This window comes from Schaalia odontolytica (assembly GCF_031191545.1).
GTDB lineage: Bacteria > Actinomycetota > Actinomycetes > Actinomycetales > Actinomycetaceae > Pauljensenia > Pauljensenia odontolytica.
Window position 1 is genome coordinate 670,428 of record NZ_CP133472.1, and the last position, 15,608, is coordinate 686,035.

Annotated in this window: 16 protein-coding genes and 1 tRNA gene; 3 read left to right on the plus strand and 14 right to left on the minus strand. The window is 67.5% G+C overall.

Going from position 1 to position 15,608, the window contains the following annotated elements:
• From RDV55_RS02905 to RDV55_RS02945, 9 genes are all read right to left on the minus strand, one after another.
• Complete coding sequence (locus RDV55_RS02905; RefSeq protein ID WP_111824343.1) at positions 1 to 1,818, minus strand: ABC transporter ATP-binding protein; 1,818 nt, start codon at positions 1,816 to 1,818, stop codon at positions 1 to 3.
• Positions 1,815 to 3,278, minus strand: coding sequence for an ABC transporter ATP-binding protein (locus tag RDV55_RS02910; protein ID WP_111824342.1), 1,464 nt, complete (start codon positions 3,276 to 3,278; stop codon positions 1,815 to 1,817). The genes RDV55_RS02905 and RDV55_RS02910 overlap by 4 nt, the downstream gene beginning before the upstream one ends.
• Positions 3,275 to 4,051, minus strand: coding sequence for an energy-coupling factor transporter transmembrane component T family protein (locus RDV55_RS02915; RefSeq protein WP_111824341.1), 777 nt, complete (start codon positions 4,049 to 4,051; stop codon positions 3,275 to 3,277). The genes RDV55_RS02910 and RDV55_RS02915 overlap by 4 nt, the downstream gene beginning before the upstream one ends.
• On the minus strand, positions 4,044 to 4,643 hold the full coding sequence (locus tag RDV55_RS02920; protein ID WP_111824340.1) for an MptD family putative ECF transporter S component: 600 nt from the start codon (positions 4,641 to 4,643) through the stop codon (positions 4,044 to 4,046). Before RDV55_RS02920 ends, RDV55_RS02915 begins: the two co-directional genes overlap by 8 nt.
• A 195-nt stretch (positions 4,644 to 4,838) precedes the next feature.
• Entirely contained in the window at positions 4,839 to 5,546 is a 708-nt protein-coding gene (gene rplA / locus RDV55_RS02925; protein WP_309187986.1) for a 50S ribosomal protein L1, read from the minus strand.
• 69 nt (positions 5,547 to 5,615) lie between these two features.
• Positions 5,616 to 6,047: a 50S ribosomal protein L11 gene (gene rplK, locus RDV55_RS02930; protein WP_003792281.1), complete on the minus strand. Its 432-nt coding sequence runs from the start codon at positions 6,045 to 6,047 to the stop codon at positions 5,616 to 5,618.
• 161 nt (positions 6,048 to 6,208) lie between these two features.
• Entirely contained in the window at positions 6,209 to 6,991 is a 783-nt protein-coding gene (nusG, locus tag RDV55_RS02935; RefSeq protein ID WP_111824365.1) for a transcription termination/antitermination protein NusG, read from the minus strand.
• Positions 6,992 to 7,068: 77 nt separating this feature from the next.
• Positions 7,069 to 7,365 carry a preprotein translocase subunit SecE gene (secE, locus tag RDV55_RS02940; protein ID WP_111824366.1) on the minus strand — a complete coding sequence of 99 codons (297 nt, stop codon included), beginning with the start codon at positions 7,363 to 7,365 and terminating at the stop codon, positions 7,069 to 7,071.
• 35 nt (positions 7,366 to 7,400) lie between these two features.
• Positions 7,401 to 7,473 (minus strand) — tRNA-Trp (locus RDV55_RS02945).
• 181 nt (positions 7,474 to 7,654) lie between these two features.
• Here RDV55_RS02945 and RDV55_RS02950 point away from each other — a divergent pair.
• The 3 genes from RDV55_RS02950 to RDV55_RS02960 are packed head-to-tail and all read left to right on the plus strand — an operon-like array spanning position 7,655 to position 10,755.
• Positions 7,655 to 8,860 carry a pyridoxal phosphate-dependent aminotransferase gene (locus RDV55_RS02950; protein ID WP_111824367.1) on the plus strand — a complete coding sequence of 402 codons (1,206 nt, stop codon included), beginning with the start codon at positions 7,655 to 7,657 and terminating at the stop codon, positions 8,858 to 8,860.
• Positions 8,860 to 9,669, plus strand: coding sequence for an alpha/beta hydrolase (locus tag RDV55_RS02955; protein ID WP_111824368.1), 810 nt, complete (start codon positions 8,860 to 8,862; stop codon positions 9,667 to 9,669). Before RDV55_RS02950 ends, RDV55_RS02955 begins: the two co-directional genes overlap by 1 nt.
• 3 nt (positions 9,670 to 9,672) lie before the next feature.
• Complete coding sequence (locus tag RDV55_RS02960; RefSeq protein ID WP_111824369.1) at positions 9,673 to 10,755, plus strand: adenosine deaminase; 1,083 nt, start codon at positions 9,673 to 9,675, stop codon at positions 10,753 to 10,755.
• 121 nt (positions 10,756 to 10,876) lie between these two features.
• Here the strand turns inward: RDV55_RS02960 and RDV55_RS02965 are convergent, their stop codons facing one another.
• From RDV55_RS02965 to RDV55_RS02985, 5 genes are all read right to left on the minus strand, one after another.
• Positions 10,877 to 11,500 (minus strand): HEAT repeat domain-containing protein, encoded by a 624-nt coding sequence (locus RDV55_RS02965; RefSeq protein ID WP_111824370.1) that lies wholly within the window; start codon positions 11,498 to 11,500, stop codon positions 10,877 to 10,879.
• Positions 11,501 to 11,537: 37 nt separating this feature from the next.
• Positions 11,538 to 12,626, minus strand: coding sequence for a UDP-N-acetylmuramate dehydrogenase (locus tag RDV55_RS02970; protein WP_111824371.1), 1,089 nt, complete (start codon positions 12,624 to 12,626; stop codon positions 11,538 to 11,540).
• A gap of 10 nt (positions 12,627 to 12,636) precedes the next feature.
• The gene (locus tag RDV55_RS02975; protein WP_111824372.1) at positions 12,637 to 13,878 is read right to left on the minus strand and encodes an MFS transporter; all 1,242 of its coding nucleotides are present in this window, start codon (positions 13,876 to 13,878) and stop codon (positions 12,637 to 12,639) included.
• A 92-nt stretch (positions 13,879 to 13,970) separates the two neighbouring features.
• Entirely contained in the window at positions 13,971 to 14,645 is a 675-nt protein-coding gene (locus tag RDV55_RS02980; protein WP_111824373.1) for an N-acetylmannosamine-6-phosphate 2-epimerase, read from the minus strand.
• Positions 14,646 to 14,654: 9 nt separating this feature from the next.
• The gene (locus RDV55_RS02985) at positions 14,655 to 15,575 is read right to left on the minus strand and encodes an ROK family protein (protein ID WP_111824374.1); all 921 of its coding nucleotides are present in this window, start codon (positions 15,573 to 15,575) and stop codon (positions 14,655 to 14,657) included.
• Positions 15,576 to 15,608 lie beyond the last annotated feature (33 nt).

The window sequence follows — 15,608 nt, forward strand, 5'->3', positions numbered from 1 at the left end:
TCAGTGTCCTTTCGCGGGCGTGCTCATGCGCCGCATGTAGGGGTGGTCGGCGAGCTGGTCGGGCGTGCCCATCGCGATGATGCGACCCGCGTCAAGGATGGCGATCTGGTCGACGCCGGCGATGGACGCTGCGCGGTGCGCAATGACCAGGACCGTCTTCCCCTGCACGAGGCGGGTCAGCGCCGCCTGAATATCGGCTTCTGCTTCCGGGTCCGTGAAGGCGGTGGCCTCGTCAAGCACGAGGATCGGAGCGTCGACGAGGAGGGCCCGCGCGATCGCGATTCGCTGCGCCTGCCCTCCCGATGGGTGGGCGTCCTCGCCGATGACGGTGTCGAGACCTCGGGGCAGAGAACGCACATAGTCGTCGATGCGCGCGGCCCCGGCGGCCGCCCACACCGCTTCGTCGCTGGCGCCCCGAGCTCCGAGCGCGATGTTGTCGCGCACGGAGATGTCGAGAAGCTGGGGGTCCTGGAGGACGAAGGACACGTGACGGTAGAGGACGCCGGGGGCAACGTCGCGCACGTCGACTCCCCCGATTCGCACGCTTCCACTGTCCGGATCGGCGAAGCGTGCAACCAGCGTCGCAAGCGTCGACTTTCCCGACCCGGATGCCCCCACCAGCGCAGTAACCGTCCCCTCGGGGATCCTCAGGGTGACGTCATCGAGGGCGAGCGTGGGTCCGTAGGAGAAGGACACCCCGTCTATGTCCACGTCCGCTCCCTCGGGTTGCTCGGTGCCCTCGGCGGGCAACGGTGCCACGGAGAGGAGATCGACGATGCGCAGCGCGGCGGCTCCCGCGATCTGGTAGGACCAGGCCGTCGTTCCGAGGACCTCGATGGCAGCAGGGATGACGAGGGCGATGAGCGCGCAGGTGATGACCTGAACGGGGCTGACGACGCCCGCGGCCGCGAGCGCCGCCCCTCCCGCCGTCGAGATGAGAAGGATCATCGAGGGGGACACGGTGGCCTGCCCCAGCGCGGATCCTTTCAACAGGGGGCCGCACCAGGCGACGTAGAAGCGCGAGAAGTCGTCGGCAGCCCGTGTGAAGCGCTCGTGCGCGCGCCCCACGGTTCCGAAGGCCTTCACGACGCTGATGCCGGAGACGAACTCGACCATCGTGGCCGACACGCGGCTCAGGTGCCGGTCCATCTCGACGGTCTTCTCTCCCATCCCCCGCATCATCCACGCGTTGATGATGCCGTAGATCGGCACGGTGGCGACCGACAGCAGGCCGAGCCGCCAGTCGACGACGAAGGAGTAGACAAGCAGGGACAGGGGAGCACTGACGGCGGCAGCGGATTCGACGGGAGCGTGCGCGATGACCGTGTGTACATCGTGCGTATCATCCTGGATCGCCTTGCGCACGGCCCCCGAGTTCGTAGAGGTGAACCACGCCAGAGGCGCGGCGGCGAGGACATCGACCATGCGCGAGCGCACGATGTGGCCGAATCGCACGTCCGCCAGGTGGGTGAGAGTCAGGGCCACGAAGTAGATGCCGTAGCGAAGTCCGAAGGCCCCCGTGAGCCACATGAGTAGTTCCATCACCTCGCCTCGGTCAGGGGAGACGCCCGACCTCCCTGCAGCGAGCAGCACTTCGCCAAGTTGGATGAGGATGGCATAGGGCGCGACCGCGAGCGCGCCGTAGAGGGTGCCGAGGACCTGTGCGAGCGTCATCGAGACGCGGATGGGGGCGGTGAGCTCCTTGAAGGCACGCTTGCCCGCCCGATGCCCCGCTCGGGGATCGTCGGCTTGCGCGCTCCGCGAGGACGATGCCCGCTCATCTTCGCGTTCGGCCCGCCCCTGGTTGGTGGAGGTCATGGGGTGTCTCCTTCTCGGTTTCGTGATGCATCCATCGGCGTCAGGGTGATGAGTCGGTCGGCGCACATCGAGGCAAACTCCCCGTCGTGGGTGACGACTATGACGGCCGCCCCCTCGTCCGCGATGCGTCGCAGGGTGGTGGTAATGGAGTCGAGGTGCCTGGCGTCGACGCCCGACGTGGGTTCGTCGAGGATGACGACGGGTCGCCGCGTGGCGCGCGCCGCCGCGATGACGAGGCGCTGCTTCTGTCCGCCGGACAGGCTCAGGGGATGACGGTCCCCCAGTTGCGCGAGGTCAAAGTCCGCCAGGAGCCGTTCTCCGTCCTCACCATCGGCGCGCGACGCGCCAATGGTGAGCTCACCCGCAAGCGTGTCCGAGAAGAGCTGGCGTCCAGTGTCCTGCATGACGAGGGCGCAGGCCGCCCGACGCTGCCTGCGAGAGGTGGGACGGCCGTCCAGGCTGATGGTTCCGCCGCTCGGCGCCGCAAGCCCGCACAGCGCACGCACGAGGGTCGTCTTTCCGGCGCCGTTCGCTCCGGCGATACAGGTGATCTGCCCGGCCGGAAAGTCTGCGTCGAGCCCCTCGAACACAGTATTGTCGCCGTAGGAGAAGCACAGGTTTCGGCACGATAGTCGCGCATCTTCGACGCGCGTGCCTTCCTCCCGCGCCTCGCCGCACCGTGGGGTCACCCAGGCCTCGGGCGCTCCGGGATCGGCGAGGGTTCGCAGGCCAAGCGAACGGCGTTCCTCCTCGCCCATCGAATAGAAGTCCTCGCCGCTCCAGCGCCGCTTCACCGTTCCCCCTTCCACGAGGAGCACCTGATCGGCGAGGCCTCGCAGGAAGTGGAGGCGATGCTCGACGACGACGACCGTCAGGCCCTGCTCCTTGAGGATGCCCAGCGCCCGTCGCACGTCGGCGATCGCGGCGGGGTCCAGGTTCGAGGTCGGCTCGTCGGCCAGGAGGACCGGCGCGCCGGAGGCGAGCGCGCAGGCGAGCGCGACCTTCTGGAGCTGCCCGCCCGACAGGGACGAGAGCTTGCGATCCATGAGGTGAGTGATCCCCATGAGTGCGGCCGCCCGGTCGCTCTGTTCGCGTAGGACGGCCCGCTCCTTCCCGTAGTTTTCGCCGCAGAAGGCCAGCTCCTCGGCGACCGTGTCGCAGAAGAACTGGGTGCGCGGGTTTTGGAAGACCGACGAGGACAGGTGTCCGACCTCCGCGAGGGGGACCTCGGCGAGCTCCCGTCCGTTGATCCGCACCGTCCCCGACAGGTCGCCCGGCGTCATCTGAGGAATGAGGCCGGTCAGCGCGCGCATGAGCGTCGACTTTCCGCAGCCGGACGCGCCACACACCAGGGTCAAGGTCCCCGGCTCGGCCTCCAGGTCGACGCCATTGAGCGCGTCGACCCGCTCCCCCGTCAGCGCGTTGACGTAGGAGAAGGACAGGCCGTCGACATCGATCACGGTAGAACCCCCAGGTAGCATAAGTACTCAAGCGTCAGGACAGCTGCCGCGCAGGCGAGCGCGAGGGCATCCCAGCGCGTGGCGCGCAGCACCACCAGGGAGGTGGGTGGCGTTGCGGTCCCGAGGCCGCGGACGATGCTCGAGGCCGCCAGGTCGTCGGCGACGCGCGCGACGGAGGATAGGAGGGGGACCAGGAATCGTTCGGCGATCACGAGCGGGTGGCGCAGCACGCCGCGCAGCCCCAGGTCAACGCCGCGCATGGACATCGCCTCGCAGATGGCGACGGCCTCGGCGCTGACCGTGGGGATCACACGGAAAGCGACCGCGAGAGCGTCGACGAAGACGCGCGGCAGGTGAACCGCGCGTAGTGCCGCTTTCATCTGACCGATTTTCGTCGTGCGGTACACGTAGAGGGCCAGGCCAAAGCCCGCGAAGAAGCGCGCAAACCAGTAGAAGATCACGCCGAATGTGCCGATCGTGACAACCACACCCCGAGGCCAGCCCGCCGCCTGCACCCACGACACGAGGTAGGGAGCCCCCAGCCCGAGGGCGTTACAGGCAAGACACCCGGCCCCCGTTTTCACTGCGGACCTGACGGAGACCTCCCACGCGAGGGCGACCACCGCGAGCAGTTGGACCGCAAGGAGCGTGGACGTGGGGCTCGCGCGCATGACAAGCGCGTTGAGCACGAGGAGGGCAAGGAGCTTCGTGCGTGGGTCCAGCCTGCTCGCCTTGGCACCCGGGGCTGTCTGAGCGGGAGAGATCTCAGGCAACGCCGGCCTTCGCGAAGTGCTTGCGCAAAAGGAAGCGACCGATGAGGCCACCACCACACGCGACGAAGGACATGATGACGCTCCACCCAACGATCACGGCTGGGCTGAACAGAGCGCGCATGGCGTCCGCGTAGTCCTGCCCCATCGACGCGGCAATGTCGGCGAAGTAGGGGTCGGGCGCGAAGAAGACCGGGGACAGGGGGGCGATTCCCCACAGTGAGAACAGCACGTACGCCGCGATATTACGGGGCGCCGACACGTAGCCGCCGCCCCGTGCGATGAGATCTGCCAAGAAACCGAGAACGACGGCGACCGGTAGGGTGACCCAAGCGTGGCCGGTGAGAACCATGAGGAGGCCGACGACAGCCCCCATGATCGTGAGAGTGCCGAACATGCGCGAGCGCACGAGCATGAGCATGACGACCGAACCGTTGAGCAGGAGGCTCACCACGCCGCCAACGAACATGAACGCCGGCCCGAAGAAGCCCAGCATTCCCGAGCACCACATGAGGACAAAGTAGACGGCGGTAAAAGCACCAATCGTGACGACTGAGCGCGCCTTGGTGACACCCAGACCCGCAACCTGAGACATTGTGCGCCCCTTCAAGAACATAGGTTTGCAGAAGTGAACTAAGGCTACCCTACACACCAAGCTATAACATGTGACCTATGTCCCTTACCGCATCCGTGCGTCACTAAGCTTCCCGGAAGCAGATCGTCACGCAAAAAGAGAGTCCCCGCGCAGCGGCGCTGCGCGGGGACCGAATGCTTGATCAGCGAGCTAGACTCACTTCTCGATGAGGTCCTTGACCTTGGTGACATCCACGGGGATGCCGGGACCCATCGTCGTGGCGACGGCACCCTTGAGCAGGTAGCGGCCCTTCGAGGAGGTCGGCTTCAGACGCAGCACCTCGTCCAGGACGGCGGCGTAGTTCTCGGTCAGCTGCTCGGCGGTGAAGGAGGCCTTGCCGACGATGAACGCCAGGTTGGCGTGCTTGTCGACGCGGAACTCGATGCGGCCACCCTTGATCTCCTTGACGGCCTTCGCGACGTCCATGGTCACGGTGCCAGTCTTGGGGTTCGGCATGAGGCCACGGGGGCCGAGGATGCGGCCGAGGCGGCCAACCTTGCCCATCAGGTCGGGGGTAGCAACGGCGACATCGAAGTCGGTGTAGCCCTTGGCAACCTTCTCGATGAGCTCGTCGCCGCCGACCTCGTCGGCGCCTGCGTCGATCGCTTCCTGAGCGCGCGGACCAACGGCGAAGACCAAGACCCGGGCGGTCTTGCCGGTGCCGTGCGGCAGGGAAACGGTGCCACGGACCATCTGGTCCGCCTGACGGGGGTCGACACCGAGTCGGAAGACGACCTCAACGGTCGAGTCGAACTTGGTGACGGTGGTCTCCTTGGCCAGCTTCATGGCCTCGAAGGGGGTGTACAGCACGTCCGCGTGGACCTTCTCGGCCGCTGCGCGGTAGCTCTTGGAGCGCTTGGTCATTCTGCTTCTTCTCCTTGCAGTCGTGGGTGTCGGGCAGCGCATGCCCTACCACGGGGGGGTTGGTTGAGGTCAGCCCTCGACGTTGATGCCCATGGAGCGGGCGGTGCCGGCGATGATCTTGGCAGCAGCCTCGACATCATTGGCGTTGAGGTCAGCCATCTTGGACTGGCCGATCTCGCGAGCCTGGTCCATCGTGATCGAACCAACCTTGACGGTGTTGGGGGTGCCGGAACCCTTCTGGATGCCAGCAGCCTTCTTGATGAGCTCAGCGGCGGGCGGCGTCTTGAGGACGAACGTGAAGGAACGATCCTCGTAGACGGTGATCTCGACGGGGATGATGTTTCCGCGCTGAGATTCGGTAGCCGCGTTGTACGCCTTGGTGAACTCAACGATGTTCACGCCGTGCTGGCCCAGAGCGGGGCCGACGGGCGGTGCGGGGGTGGCGGCGCCGGCTGCGATCTGAAGCTTGATCAGGCCGGTGACCTTCTTCTTCGGTGCCATGAATGCGGGTCTTTCTTCTGAAGTTCTGGCCGACGGCTGTCGGTCAGGGTGGAGCGTTGGACGTCAGCTCACTGGGTCTCAGTGGGCATAGTGCGCCCTACGCACACAAAAGTGAATCATAACGCGATTCCGGTCTTGATCCCAAGTCCGGGTGCGTGATGTCACTGCTCGAGCTTCTCCACCTGGTCGAAGCCGAGCTCGAGCGGCGTTTCGCGCTCGAAGATGGTGACGAGGACCTTGAGCTTCTGGGTCTCCGGCATGATCTCGGAGATGGTGGCGGACATGGTCTCGAAAGGTCCGTCGGTGACGGTGACGATCTCGCCGACCTCGTACTGGGTCTGGACAACCTGGATGGGGGCGGGCTGATCCTTGGCGGCCTCGGCGGCTTCCTCGAGAACGTTGGGCGTCAGGAGCATGACGACCTCGTCGATCGAGAGCGGCACCGGGTTGTGCTGGTCGCCCACGAAGCCGGTGACAGCGGGCGTCTCCTTGACGACGCGGTACGAGGCCTCGTTGAAGTCCATGCAGACGATCGCGTAGCCGGGGATGCGCACGTGACGCACGCGCTTCTTCGCGCTGCCGCGGTACTCCATGACGTACTCGTCCGGGACCTCGACGGCGAAGATGTAGTCTTCCATGTTCTGCGTGGTGATGCGCTGCTCGAGGTTCGCCTTCACCTTGCGCTCGTGTCCGGAGTAGGTGTGGATGACGTACCAGTCGCCGGGGGAGGCGTAGAGCTTGCGGCGCAGCTTGGCGATCGCTTCCTCTTCGGACGAGGCCGGGGCTTCTTCCTCGGACGCGACCTCCTCGGTGGCGACCTCTCCGGTCACCTCCTCGGCAGCATCGGAGACCTGCTCGCCAGCCTGAGGCTCGACGGCCTCCTGCTCGACGCTGTCCTGGGCGGCCTCGAGAATCTGTTCCTCGGTGTACTTTTCGTCGCTCACGGTGTTTCCCTCCTGCGAGTGGGGCCGGACCGTAGAAGAAACCCGCCTGCAGTGTCCTGCGGGCGGGTTCGTCGGTCTCAGCCGAAGATCAATGCGCTTAGCTTACCGAATCCGAAGTCGAGTAGGCCAGCGAAAGCCATGATTGCGGCGACAAACACAACGACGACGAGGAAGTAGGTCCAGGTCTCGGAACCCGTCGGGTAGGTGACCTTCTTCATTTCGTCAATGACCTGCTTGAAGAAGAGCCAGATGCCTGCGAAGAAACCGGGGCGCTTGTTTTGCTCCGTGGCAGCCTCGCTACGCTTGCGAGTCGCTGCGCTCTTAGTGCGATCTCGGCGCGAGGATTCGGCATCCGAGGCAACACGATCGGCCATGGGAATCCTCCTACGAAAATGATCAGCCTAATCCGCAGGGCAGGCGGGACTCGAACCCACAACCGCCGGTTTTGGAGACCGGTGCGCTACCAATTGCGCCACTGCCCTACGCAGGAAAACCTGCCTGACGAACATTAGTGGATAAGGCAGCCTTTTGTCCAACCGAGAAGCCCGCCAGCGAGTCGAGTGCCGCGAAATACCAGCCCCGACCTCGCGAATGAGAGGTAGACCACGCACACATCGCGTGCGCTCCCCGCCGCACGCACGCGCGACGTGGGACCATGGAGGGGTGACCAATACTCCTCGCACCCGTGTCTCTGATCGTTTCAACGCCATCACCCCGTCCGCGACCCTGGCCGTGGACGCGAAGGCCAAGGCCCTCAAGGCCGCCGGTCGCCCGGTGATCGGCTTCGGTGCCGGCGAGCCCGACTTCGCCACGCCCGACTACATTGTCGAGGCCGCCGTGAAGGCCGCGCGCAACCCCGCGATGCACCGCTACACGCCCGCCGCCGGCCTGCCCGCGCTGCGTGAAGCCATCGCCGCCAAGACCCTGCGCGACTCCGGCTACGAGGTCTCCCCCGCAGACATCGTCGTCACCAACGGCGGCAAGCAGGCCGTGTTCCAGGCGTTCGCCGCCCTGCTGGGCCCCGGCGACGAGGCGATCCTGCCGACCCCCTACTGGACCACCTACCCCGAGGTCGTCAAGCTCGCCGGCGCGACCCCCGTCGAGGTTTTCGCGGGCGCCGACCAGGACTACAAGGTGAGCGTCGAGCAGCTGGAGGCCGCACGCACCGAGCGCACGAAGGTGCTGCTCATGTGCTCGCCGTCGAACCCGACGGGCAGCGTCTACACCCCCGCCGAGCTGACGGCGATCGGCCAGTGGGCACTCGAGCACGGCATCTGGGTCATCTCGGATGAGATCTACGAGCACCTGCTGTACGAGGACGCTCAGAGCGCCCACATCGTCAAGCTGGTGCCCGAGCTGGCCGACCAGGCCATCATCCTCAACGGCGTGGCCAAGACCTACGCGATGACCGGCTGGCGAGTGGGCTGGATGATCGGCCCCTCCGACGTCATCAAGGCCGCGCTGTCCTTCCAGTCGCACCTGACCTCCAACGTCAACAACGTCGCCCAGGAGGCCGCCCGCGCCGCCGTGTCGGGTTCCCTGGACGCCGTGGACGAGATGCGCGTCGCCTTCGATCGTCGCCGCCGCCTCATCGTCGACATGCTGCGTCAGATTGACGGCTTCGACGTTCCCACGCCAAAGGGCGCGTTCTACGCGTACCCCTCGGTTGAGAGCCTGCTGGGTCGCGAGATCCGCGGACGCGTCGCCAACACGTCGGGCGAGCTCGCCGACCTGATCCTCGACGAGGTTGAGGTTGCGGCCGTTCCGGGCGAGGCCTTCGGCCCCTCCGGCTTCCTGCGTTTCTCCTACGCCCTGGCCGACGACGACCTCGTCGAGGGCATCACCCGCGTGCAGGAGCTTTTCGCCTGATGCACGTCTCGTTCGAACGGACAGCGCGGGAGGCCCTCCTGGGGACGGTCCTCCTTGCCCACGGGTACGCGGAACACTGTGGGCGCTACGCCCACCTGCGCTCCGCGCTCACCCGCGCCGGTTACGACGTCGCCTACTACGACCACGCGGGCCACGGGACCTCCGAGGGCCCCCGCGCCCGCGTGGACGTGGGCGCGCTCATTCGCGACTTCGGCGACGCCCGCCGGGCGACACTCGCCCACGCACGCACCCCGGACCTGTTCCTGTTCGGACACTCGATGGGCGGCATCATCGCGGCCGCGTCGACGATCCTCGACCCGACGCGGCTGCGCGGCACCGTCCTGTCCGCGCCCGCGCTGCGCCCCCTCCCCCACGTCTCCCCCTCCCAAGCACGCAGGCTGGCGCCGATCGCGAGGCTGCGCCCCGGCCTCGTCGTGGCGAAGGGGGCTTCCAACATGGAGGTCTCTCCCCTGTCGCGCGACCCGCAGGTCCAGCGCGACTTCGACGCCGATCCGCTCACCTACAAGGGCGGCGTGCCGATCCTGACGGGCGCGACCATGATCATTCAGGGCGACGAGGTCATCGCGCACGCCAACCGCCTGCGCACCCCGACGCTCGTCATGCACGGCTCGAACGACCGGATGGCGGATCTGCGCGGATCGCGCGAGCTCGTTCGCGCGGCACGCGCTGCGAACCCGAACGCCGACATTCACCTGCGCATCGTGGACGGTGCCTACCACGAGCTGCTCAACGAGCCCGAAGGCCCCGGATTGATGCGCGACATCGTCATCTGGCTCGGGGAGTACTAGACCGTGGGCTCGCCCGCTGTCCCTAACCTGACTGCCCCGCACCCCACCCCGTCGGGCAGGCGTGACCTCACGACCCTGCCCAAGGCTCACCTGCACCTGCACTTCACGGGGGCCATGCGCCCCTCGACCATGGTGGACATGGCTCGGACCCAAGGCGTGCGCCTGCCCCCACACCTGCTGCACATCGACGCCGCGTCCATGCCTGCCGACGGGCGCGGATGGTTCCGATTCCAGCGCGCCTACGACTCGGCGCGCCACCTCGTGCGTTCCGAGGCCGCGATGCGCCGCCTCGTCCGGGAGGCCGCCGAGGACGACGCCGCCGAGGGCTCCGTGCGCATGGAGATCCAGGCCGACCCCACCAGCTACGCGCCTTTCGTCGGGGGCATCACCCCCGCGCTCGAGATCATCGTCGACGAGGCCCGCTCGGCCTCTCGGGACACCGGCGTGGATATCGGGGTGATCGTCGCCGCGTCGCGCATGAAGCACCCGTTGGACGCGCGCACCCTCGCTCGCCTGGCCGCTTCGTTCGCGGGCGACGGCCCTGGAGATGTCGTGGGCTTCGGCCTGTCAAACGACGAGCGCGTGGGTTCCACGGCTGCGTTCGCTCCCGCGTTCCGCATCGCACGCCGCGCTGGGCTCGTCGGCGTCCCACACGGCGGCGAGCTCCTGGGGCCTTCCTCCGTGCGCGAGGTCGTCTCTTCCCTGGCCCCGGCCCGCCTCGGGCACGGGGTGCGCACCAGCGAAGATCCGGCGCTCCTGCGCGCCGTCATCGACGAGGGCATCGCCCTGGAGGTGTGTCCGACGTCGAATGTACACCTGGGCGTGTACACGGACTTCTCTCAGGTGCCGCTGCCCACGCTGCTCTCGGCGGGTGCCACGGTCGCCCTGTCGTCCGACGATCCGCTGCTGTTCCGCTCGCGCCTGGTCGCTCAGTACGAGGTCGCGCGCGACGTGTTCGGGCTGTCCGACGAGGCCCTGGCGGACCTGGCGCGTTCGTCGATCGACGCGTCGCTGGCCTCGCCGACGCGCAAGGCGGCCTGGAAGGCCGACATCGACGCGTGGCTCGCGGCCAAGCCCGCGCCGTAGTCGCGCGTCGCTCATCAGAACGCGGCACGCGGATAGGTTACGCGCACGCGGATAGGTAGTGGACATGCGGATAGGCTATTAAGCTATCCGCAAGCGAATAACCTATCCGCATCGCGCCAAGCTATCCGCGTTCGATGACCTTCGAAGCCAGGCGGTACACCTGCGAGACTTCCTTGGTCTCCAGGTCCCACGTCCCCAGTTCGACTGCGACCAGCTCCGGGTATTTTTTGCTGATGTCCCGCAGCGCGTTTCCCACCGACTTTCTGACATATGCGCTCGCATCGGAGCGCAGCCCGGCAAGCCTGCGAATAGCCTCTTGTGGATTGTCACGAAAGTATGGCCGGCTGGTCCAGATCCGCAAGCCTTCCGAGACAGCTCTGCGCACGTTGGGCCGCGGATCGCTCAGCCACTCATCGATGACGGGAAGCGCCTCTTCATACCCCTTGACGGCGCAGGACTCGTCGACGGCCTTCGCGAGGACCTCCTGGACCCTCCAATTCGAATCCTCTGAGACCTCGTCGCGCAGGAAAGCGAGAACCTGCGGATCCTGCGACAGGTATCCGAGCAGAAAGACCGCATACATGCGTACCTGATACGCCTCGGAGCGGTAGGCCAGGTACGCCACACGCACGGCCGTGTCGGAATCGAAGGAGTCGTAGTCGGAGCGAGCACGCCGTTGTTCGTGCACAAACCCTCTCTCAATGGTCGAGAACTCTGTTTCCAGGCCCTCCACGTACTCCTTCACGCCAACACCTCACGGTCTGCAGCGACGCCGCCAAGAACTACCAGGTGATCCCGACCGTGACCGGCTCGGGAACGAGGGTCACGCCGTATGCCTCGAAGACTCGCTCTCGCACGGCGCGGGCCAGGGCCTCGATGTCGGCACCGCTCGCGCCGCCCCTGTTCGTCAGGGCCAGCACGTGCTTGGTGGACAGGGACGCTCGCGGCGGTTCCCCGGCCTCGGGCAGGTGGAAGCCCTTGCCGCAGCCCGCGTGGTCGATGAGCCAGGCGGCGCTCGTCTTGACCAGTCCCTCCCCCGCGCTAAAGCGGGGGGCACCCTCGGGCAGGGACGCAGCCGCGGCCTCGGGCAGGATCGGGTTCGTAAAGAAGGAACCGGCGCTCCACGTATCGTGATCCTCGGGATCGAGCACCATGCCCTTGCCGCGACGCAGCTCCAGGACCGTAGAGCGCACCAAAGAGGCATCGGCGCGCTTCCCGGCCTCGACGCCCAGGCGCCGGGTAAGCTCGGAGTACATGACGGGCGCACTCAGGGGGGAGCGCTCGAGGCGGAAGTCGACGGAGAGGACCACCCAGCGACCGGTCGGGCCCCACGGGCGTTCATTCGGGCCCACCTGACCAACGCTGCGTTTGATGGCCGAGGAGCGGTAGGAGAAGCCGAGGTCGCCGGGCGCCAGTCGCACGACGAGGCCGTGGAGGCGATCGTAGGCCTCGACGCTCTCGATCGTCTCGGAGACCTCGTGCCCGTAGGCACCCACGTTCTGCACCGGGGAGGCACCGACGGTGCCCGGGATGCCTGAGAGGGCCTCGATGCCGGAGAGGCCCTGGGCCAGGGTCCAGGAGACGAACTCATCCCACACCGAGCCCGCGGCCGCGCGCACGACGACAGAGCCGGAGGGATCCTCGTGGATGACGGATGCGACGTCGCCGAAGGGCTGCACGTCGACGACCGTTCCCTCGAAGGGGGCGTCGGAGGCCAGCAGGTTCGAGCCGCCGCCCACAACTAGCAGGGCATCGCCCGAGGCGTCGGCCGAACGAACAGCATCGACGAGTGCGTCGGCGGAGGTGGCGGGCACGAGGCGGGCGATCGGCCCGCCCACGCGCAGCGTCGTCAAATCAGCGAGGGTCGTCATGCCCCTAAGCCTAGTCGCCGAAGGCCAGGTCCGTGCGCTTCGTCCCGCGACGGTCGGGCACCTGCCCGGCCAGCACGATCGCGAGCAGGATCGGCAGGGCAACGAAGGCCAGAGCACGGTGGTAGCCGATGTGGTCCGCGATGAGGCCCAGCAGGGGCGGGCCGATGAGGGCCGCACCGTAGTTGACGGTCGACAGCACCGAGACGCGCGCGGGAGTCATGACGGGGTCGACAGACAGCGCGGAGATGCCCAGCGGGAAGCCGAGGGCCGAGCCGATGCCCCACAGGGCGATGCCCGCGACCGCGAGGCCGTGGTGTGGCGCGAAAGCCACGAGAAGGAGGCCCACAACCGCGCCCGTGAAGGTGATGCGCAGCAGCATGGGCGAGCCCAGGCGAGCCTCCAAGCGCGGGGACGCGAAGCGCACGATCGTCATCATGAGCAGGAAGAACGCGAAGGCCGCCGAGGCCGCCGCGGTTGAGTACCCGTAGCCGTCGACCATCGACAGGTTGAGCCAGTCGTTGGCCGCACCCTCCATGAGGCCCGCGCTCATCACCATGAGGGCGATGAGGACGGTCTGCTTCTCGCGCCAGGCGACGCGGGTCAGGCCCTTGCCGCGAGAGGACGCGGCCTTCTCCCCCTCACCACTGTCCTGAACGGGCGCAAGAGCCGCGACCTCCTCCTTCGTCAGGTAGAAGCCAACGGAGATCCCGCAGGCGATCAACTCGAGGGCGGCCAGGCCGAAGAGATGGGCGCCGAGGGACAGGCCCAGCTGAGCGGCGAGCGCGCCGAGGAGTGCGCCGCCGAGCATGCCGACCGCGTACATCGCCTGGATGACGGGGACGACGGTGCGGCGCACGGCCGCCTGGACCAGGCCCGCCTCGATGTTCATGGTCGCACCCCACAGGCCGTTGCCCGCGGCGAGCAGGACGAGGCCGGTGGTCGCCAGCGGGATCGACACGTGAAGAGCCCCGAGGCCCGCGCAGACGATGCCGATCGCCCAGATGAGCACGCCGATGCGTCCCGAGGCTCGCGCGCCGATCTTCGTGACGATCGGGCCGGAGGTGGGCAGTGTCAACAGAGAGCCGAGGGAGGCGATGAGCAGCATCGTGCCGATCGTCGCCGGAGTCAGCCCGAGGTCGTCGCGCACGTCAGGCAGGCGCGAGAGCCACGCGGAGGTGCCAAAACCGAGGCACACGTAGACGATGCAGGTGGCACGCAGGGCGGCGTGAGCGCGAGAGTGCGGGACGGACATACCGGGTAATATACGTGTCTTTTCGCGAGAGAAACGTAGCGCGCGGGCGGGTGTTGATCACCCGCCCGCGCACTGTTTCAGCGGAGGAAGAATCAGCCTTCTACGGCAGCCTTGAACCACGTCGTGATCGACGTGGGGTGCGTGATGGCCGTGCCGACGATGACGGCGAAGGCACCGGCTTCCATCGCGAAGGCGGCCTGCTCGGGCGTGTGGACGCGGCCCTCGCAGATCACGGGCACATCCGGGAACGCGGCGACGACCTCGCGCAGGAGTTCCAGGTCGGGGCCATCGGTCTTGACGCGGTCGCCCGTGTAGCCGGCCAGGGTCGTGGAGACGATGTCCACGCCCGCATCGACGGCACGCTGGGCATCCTCGAAGGAGCCGCAGTCAGCCATGACGAGGGTGCCGTCCTCGCGCAGGGCCGCGACAGTCTGCGCGAAGCTCAGGCCGTCCAGGCGGGGACGACCGGTCGCGTCCAGGGCGACGATGTCAGATCCGGCCATGACGCAGGCGCGGGCGTGGCGCAGCGACGGCGTGATATACACGCCCTCGTGGCCTTCCTTCCACAGGCCGATCACGGGCACGTCGACGCGGCCCTTGATCGCGGAAATGTCGGACAGGCCCTGGCAGCGGATCGCGGCGGCGCCGCCGATCTCTGCGGCGCGGGCGATCTGCGCCATCGTCTCGGGGTGGCGCATGGGTTCGCCCGGGTAGGCCTGGACGGAGACGATGAGCTTACCCTTCAGGTGGGCGATAAGCGGGTGCATGGTTTTCTCCTATGCGTGCAGGAAGAATGAAACGGCCCCAAGCAGCGGCGCGTCGCCGCCGAGGGAACCAACGAGGATGGGGGTGTTCGCGACGGGCGTCATCGCGCTGGCCGCGAAGCCTTCGCGCAGGGCGTCCCACCAGATGTCCCCCGAGCGGGTCATCGACCCGGAGAGGATGACCGCGGCCGGGTCCACGCAGTTGACCAACGAGGCCGTGGCCTCGCCGAGCGCGAACGCGGAGCGGGTGAAGCAGGCGGCCGCCAGGGCATTGCCGGACTGCGCAAGTTCCTGGAGGGCGCGCCCGCCGTCGACCTCGGGGTCGGAGGAGCTGCGCAGCGAGTCGTACCAGGCCGTGATGCCCGAGCCGGAGCAGAATGACTCGATGTGGCCCTTGCGGCCGCACGAGCACGTCATGTCGGGGGCGAAGTGGTGGTGGATGTGGCCGACGTGTCCGGCGATTCCGCGCGACCCGAAGGAGACCTGGCGGTCTTCGACGAGCGCGCCGCCGATGCCGGTGCCCACCGCGATCGACAGGACGGCGCGGTATGGCTGGCCGGCCCCCAGCGTGGCCTCGCCCAGGCCGTGGGCGTGCACGTCGTTGAGGACGCGCACCGTCAGACCGGTCGCCTCCTGAAGCAAAGCGCCGAGGGGGGTGCCTCCCCAGCCGGGCATGGTACCCGTCGCGGATACGATGTCGCCCGTGGCCGGGTCGACGACGCCGGCGCTGGCGACGGCCACTCCAGACACCGCCGGGTGAGAGGCGACCAGGGACGAGGCGAGGTCGCAGATGCGCGAGGCCACATCCGCTCCGCCGCGCATCGCGTCGGTGGGGATCGATCCGCGCTCGGTGACCTCGTAGGTGTCACCGGCCTCGACGATGCCCCACCCAACCTTGGTGCCACCGATGTCGAGGGCAAGGAGCGTAGTCATGGGGATCCTTACGAAAAGTCAGGGGTATAAGAA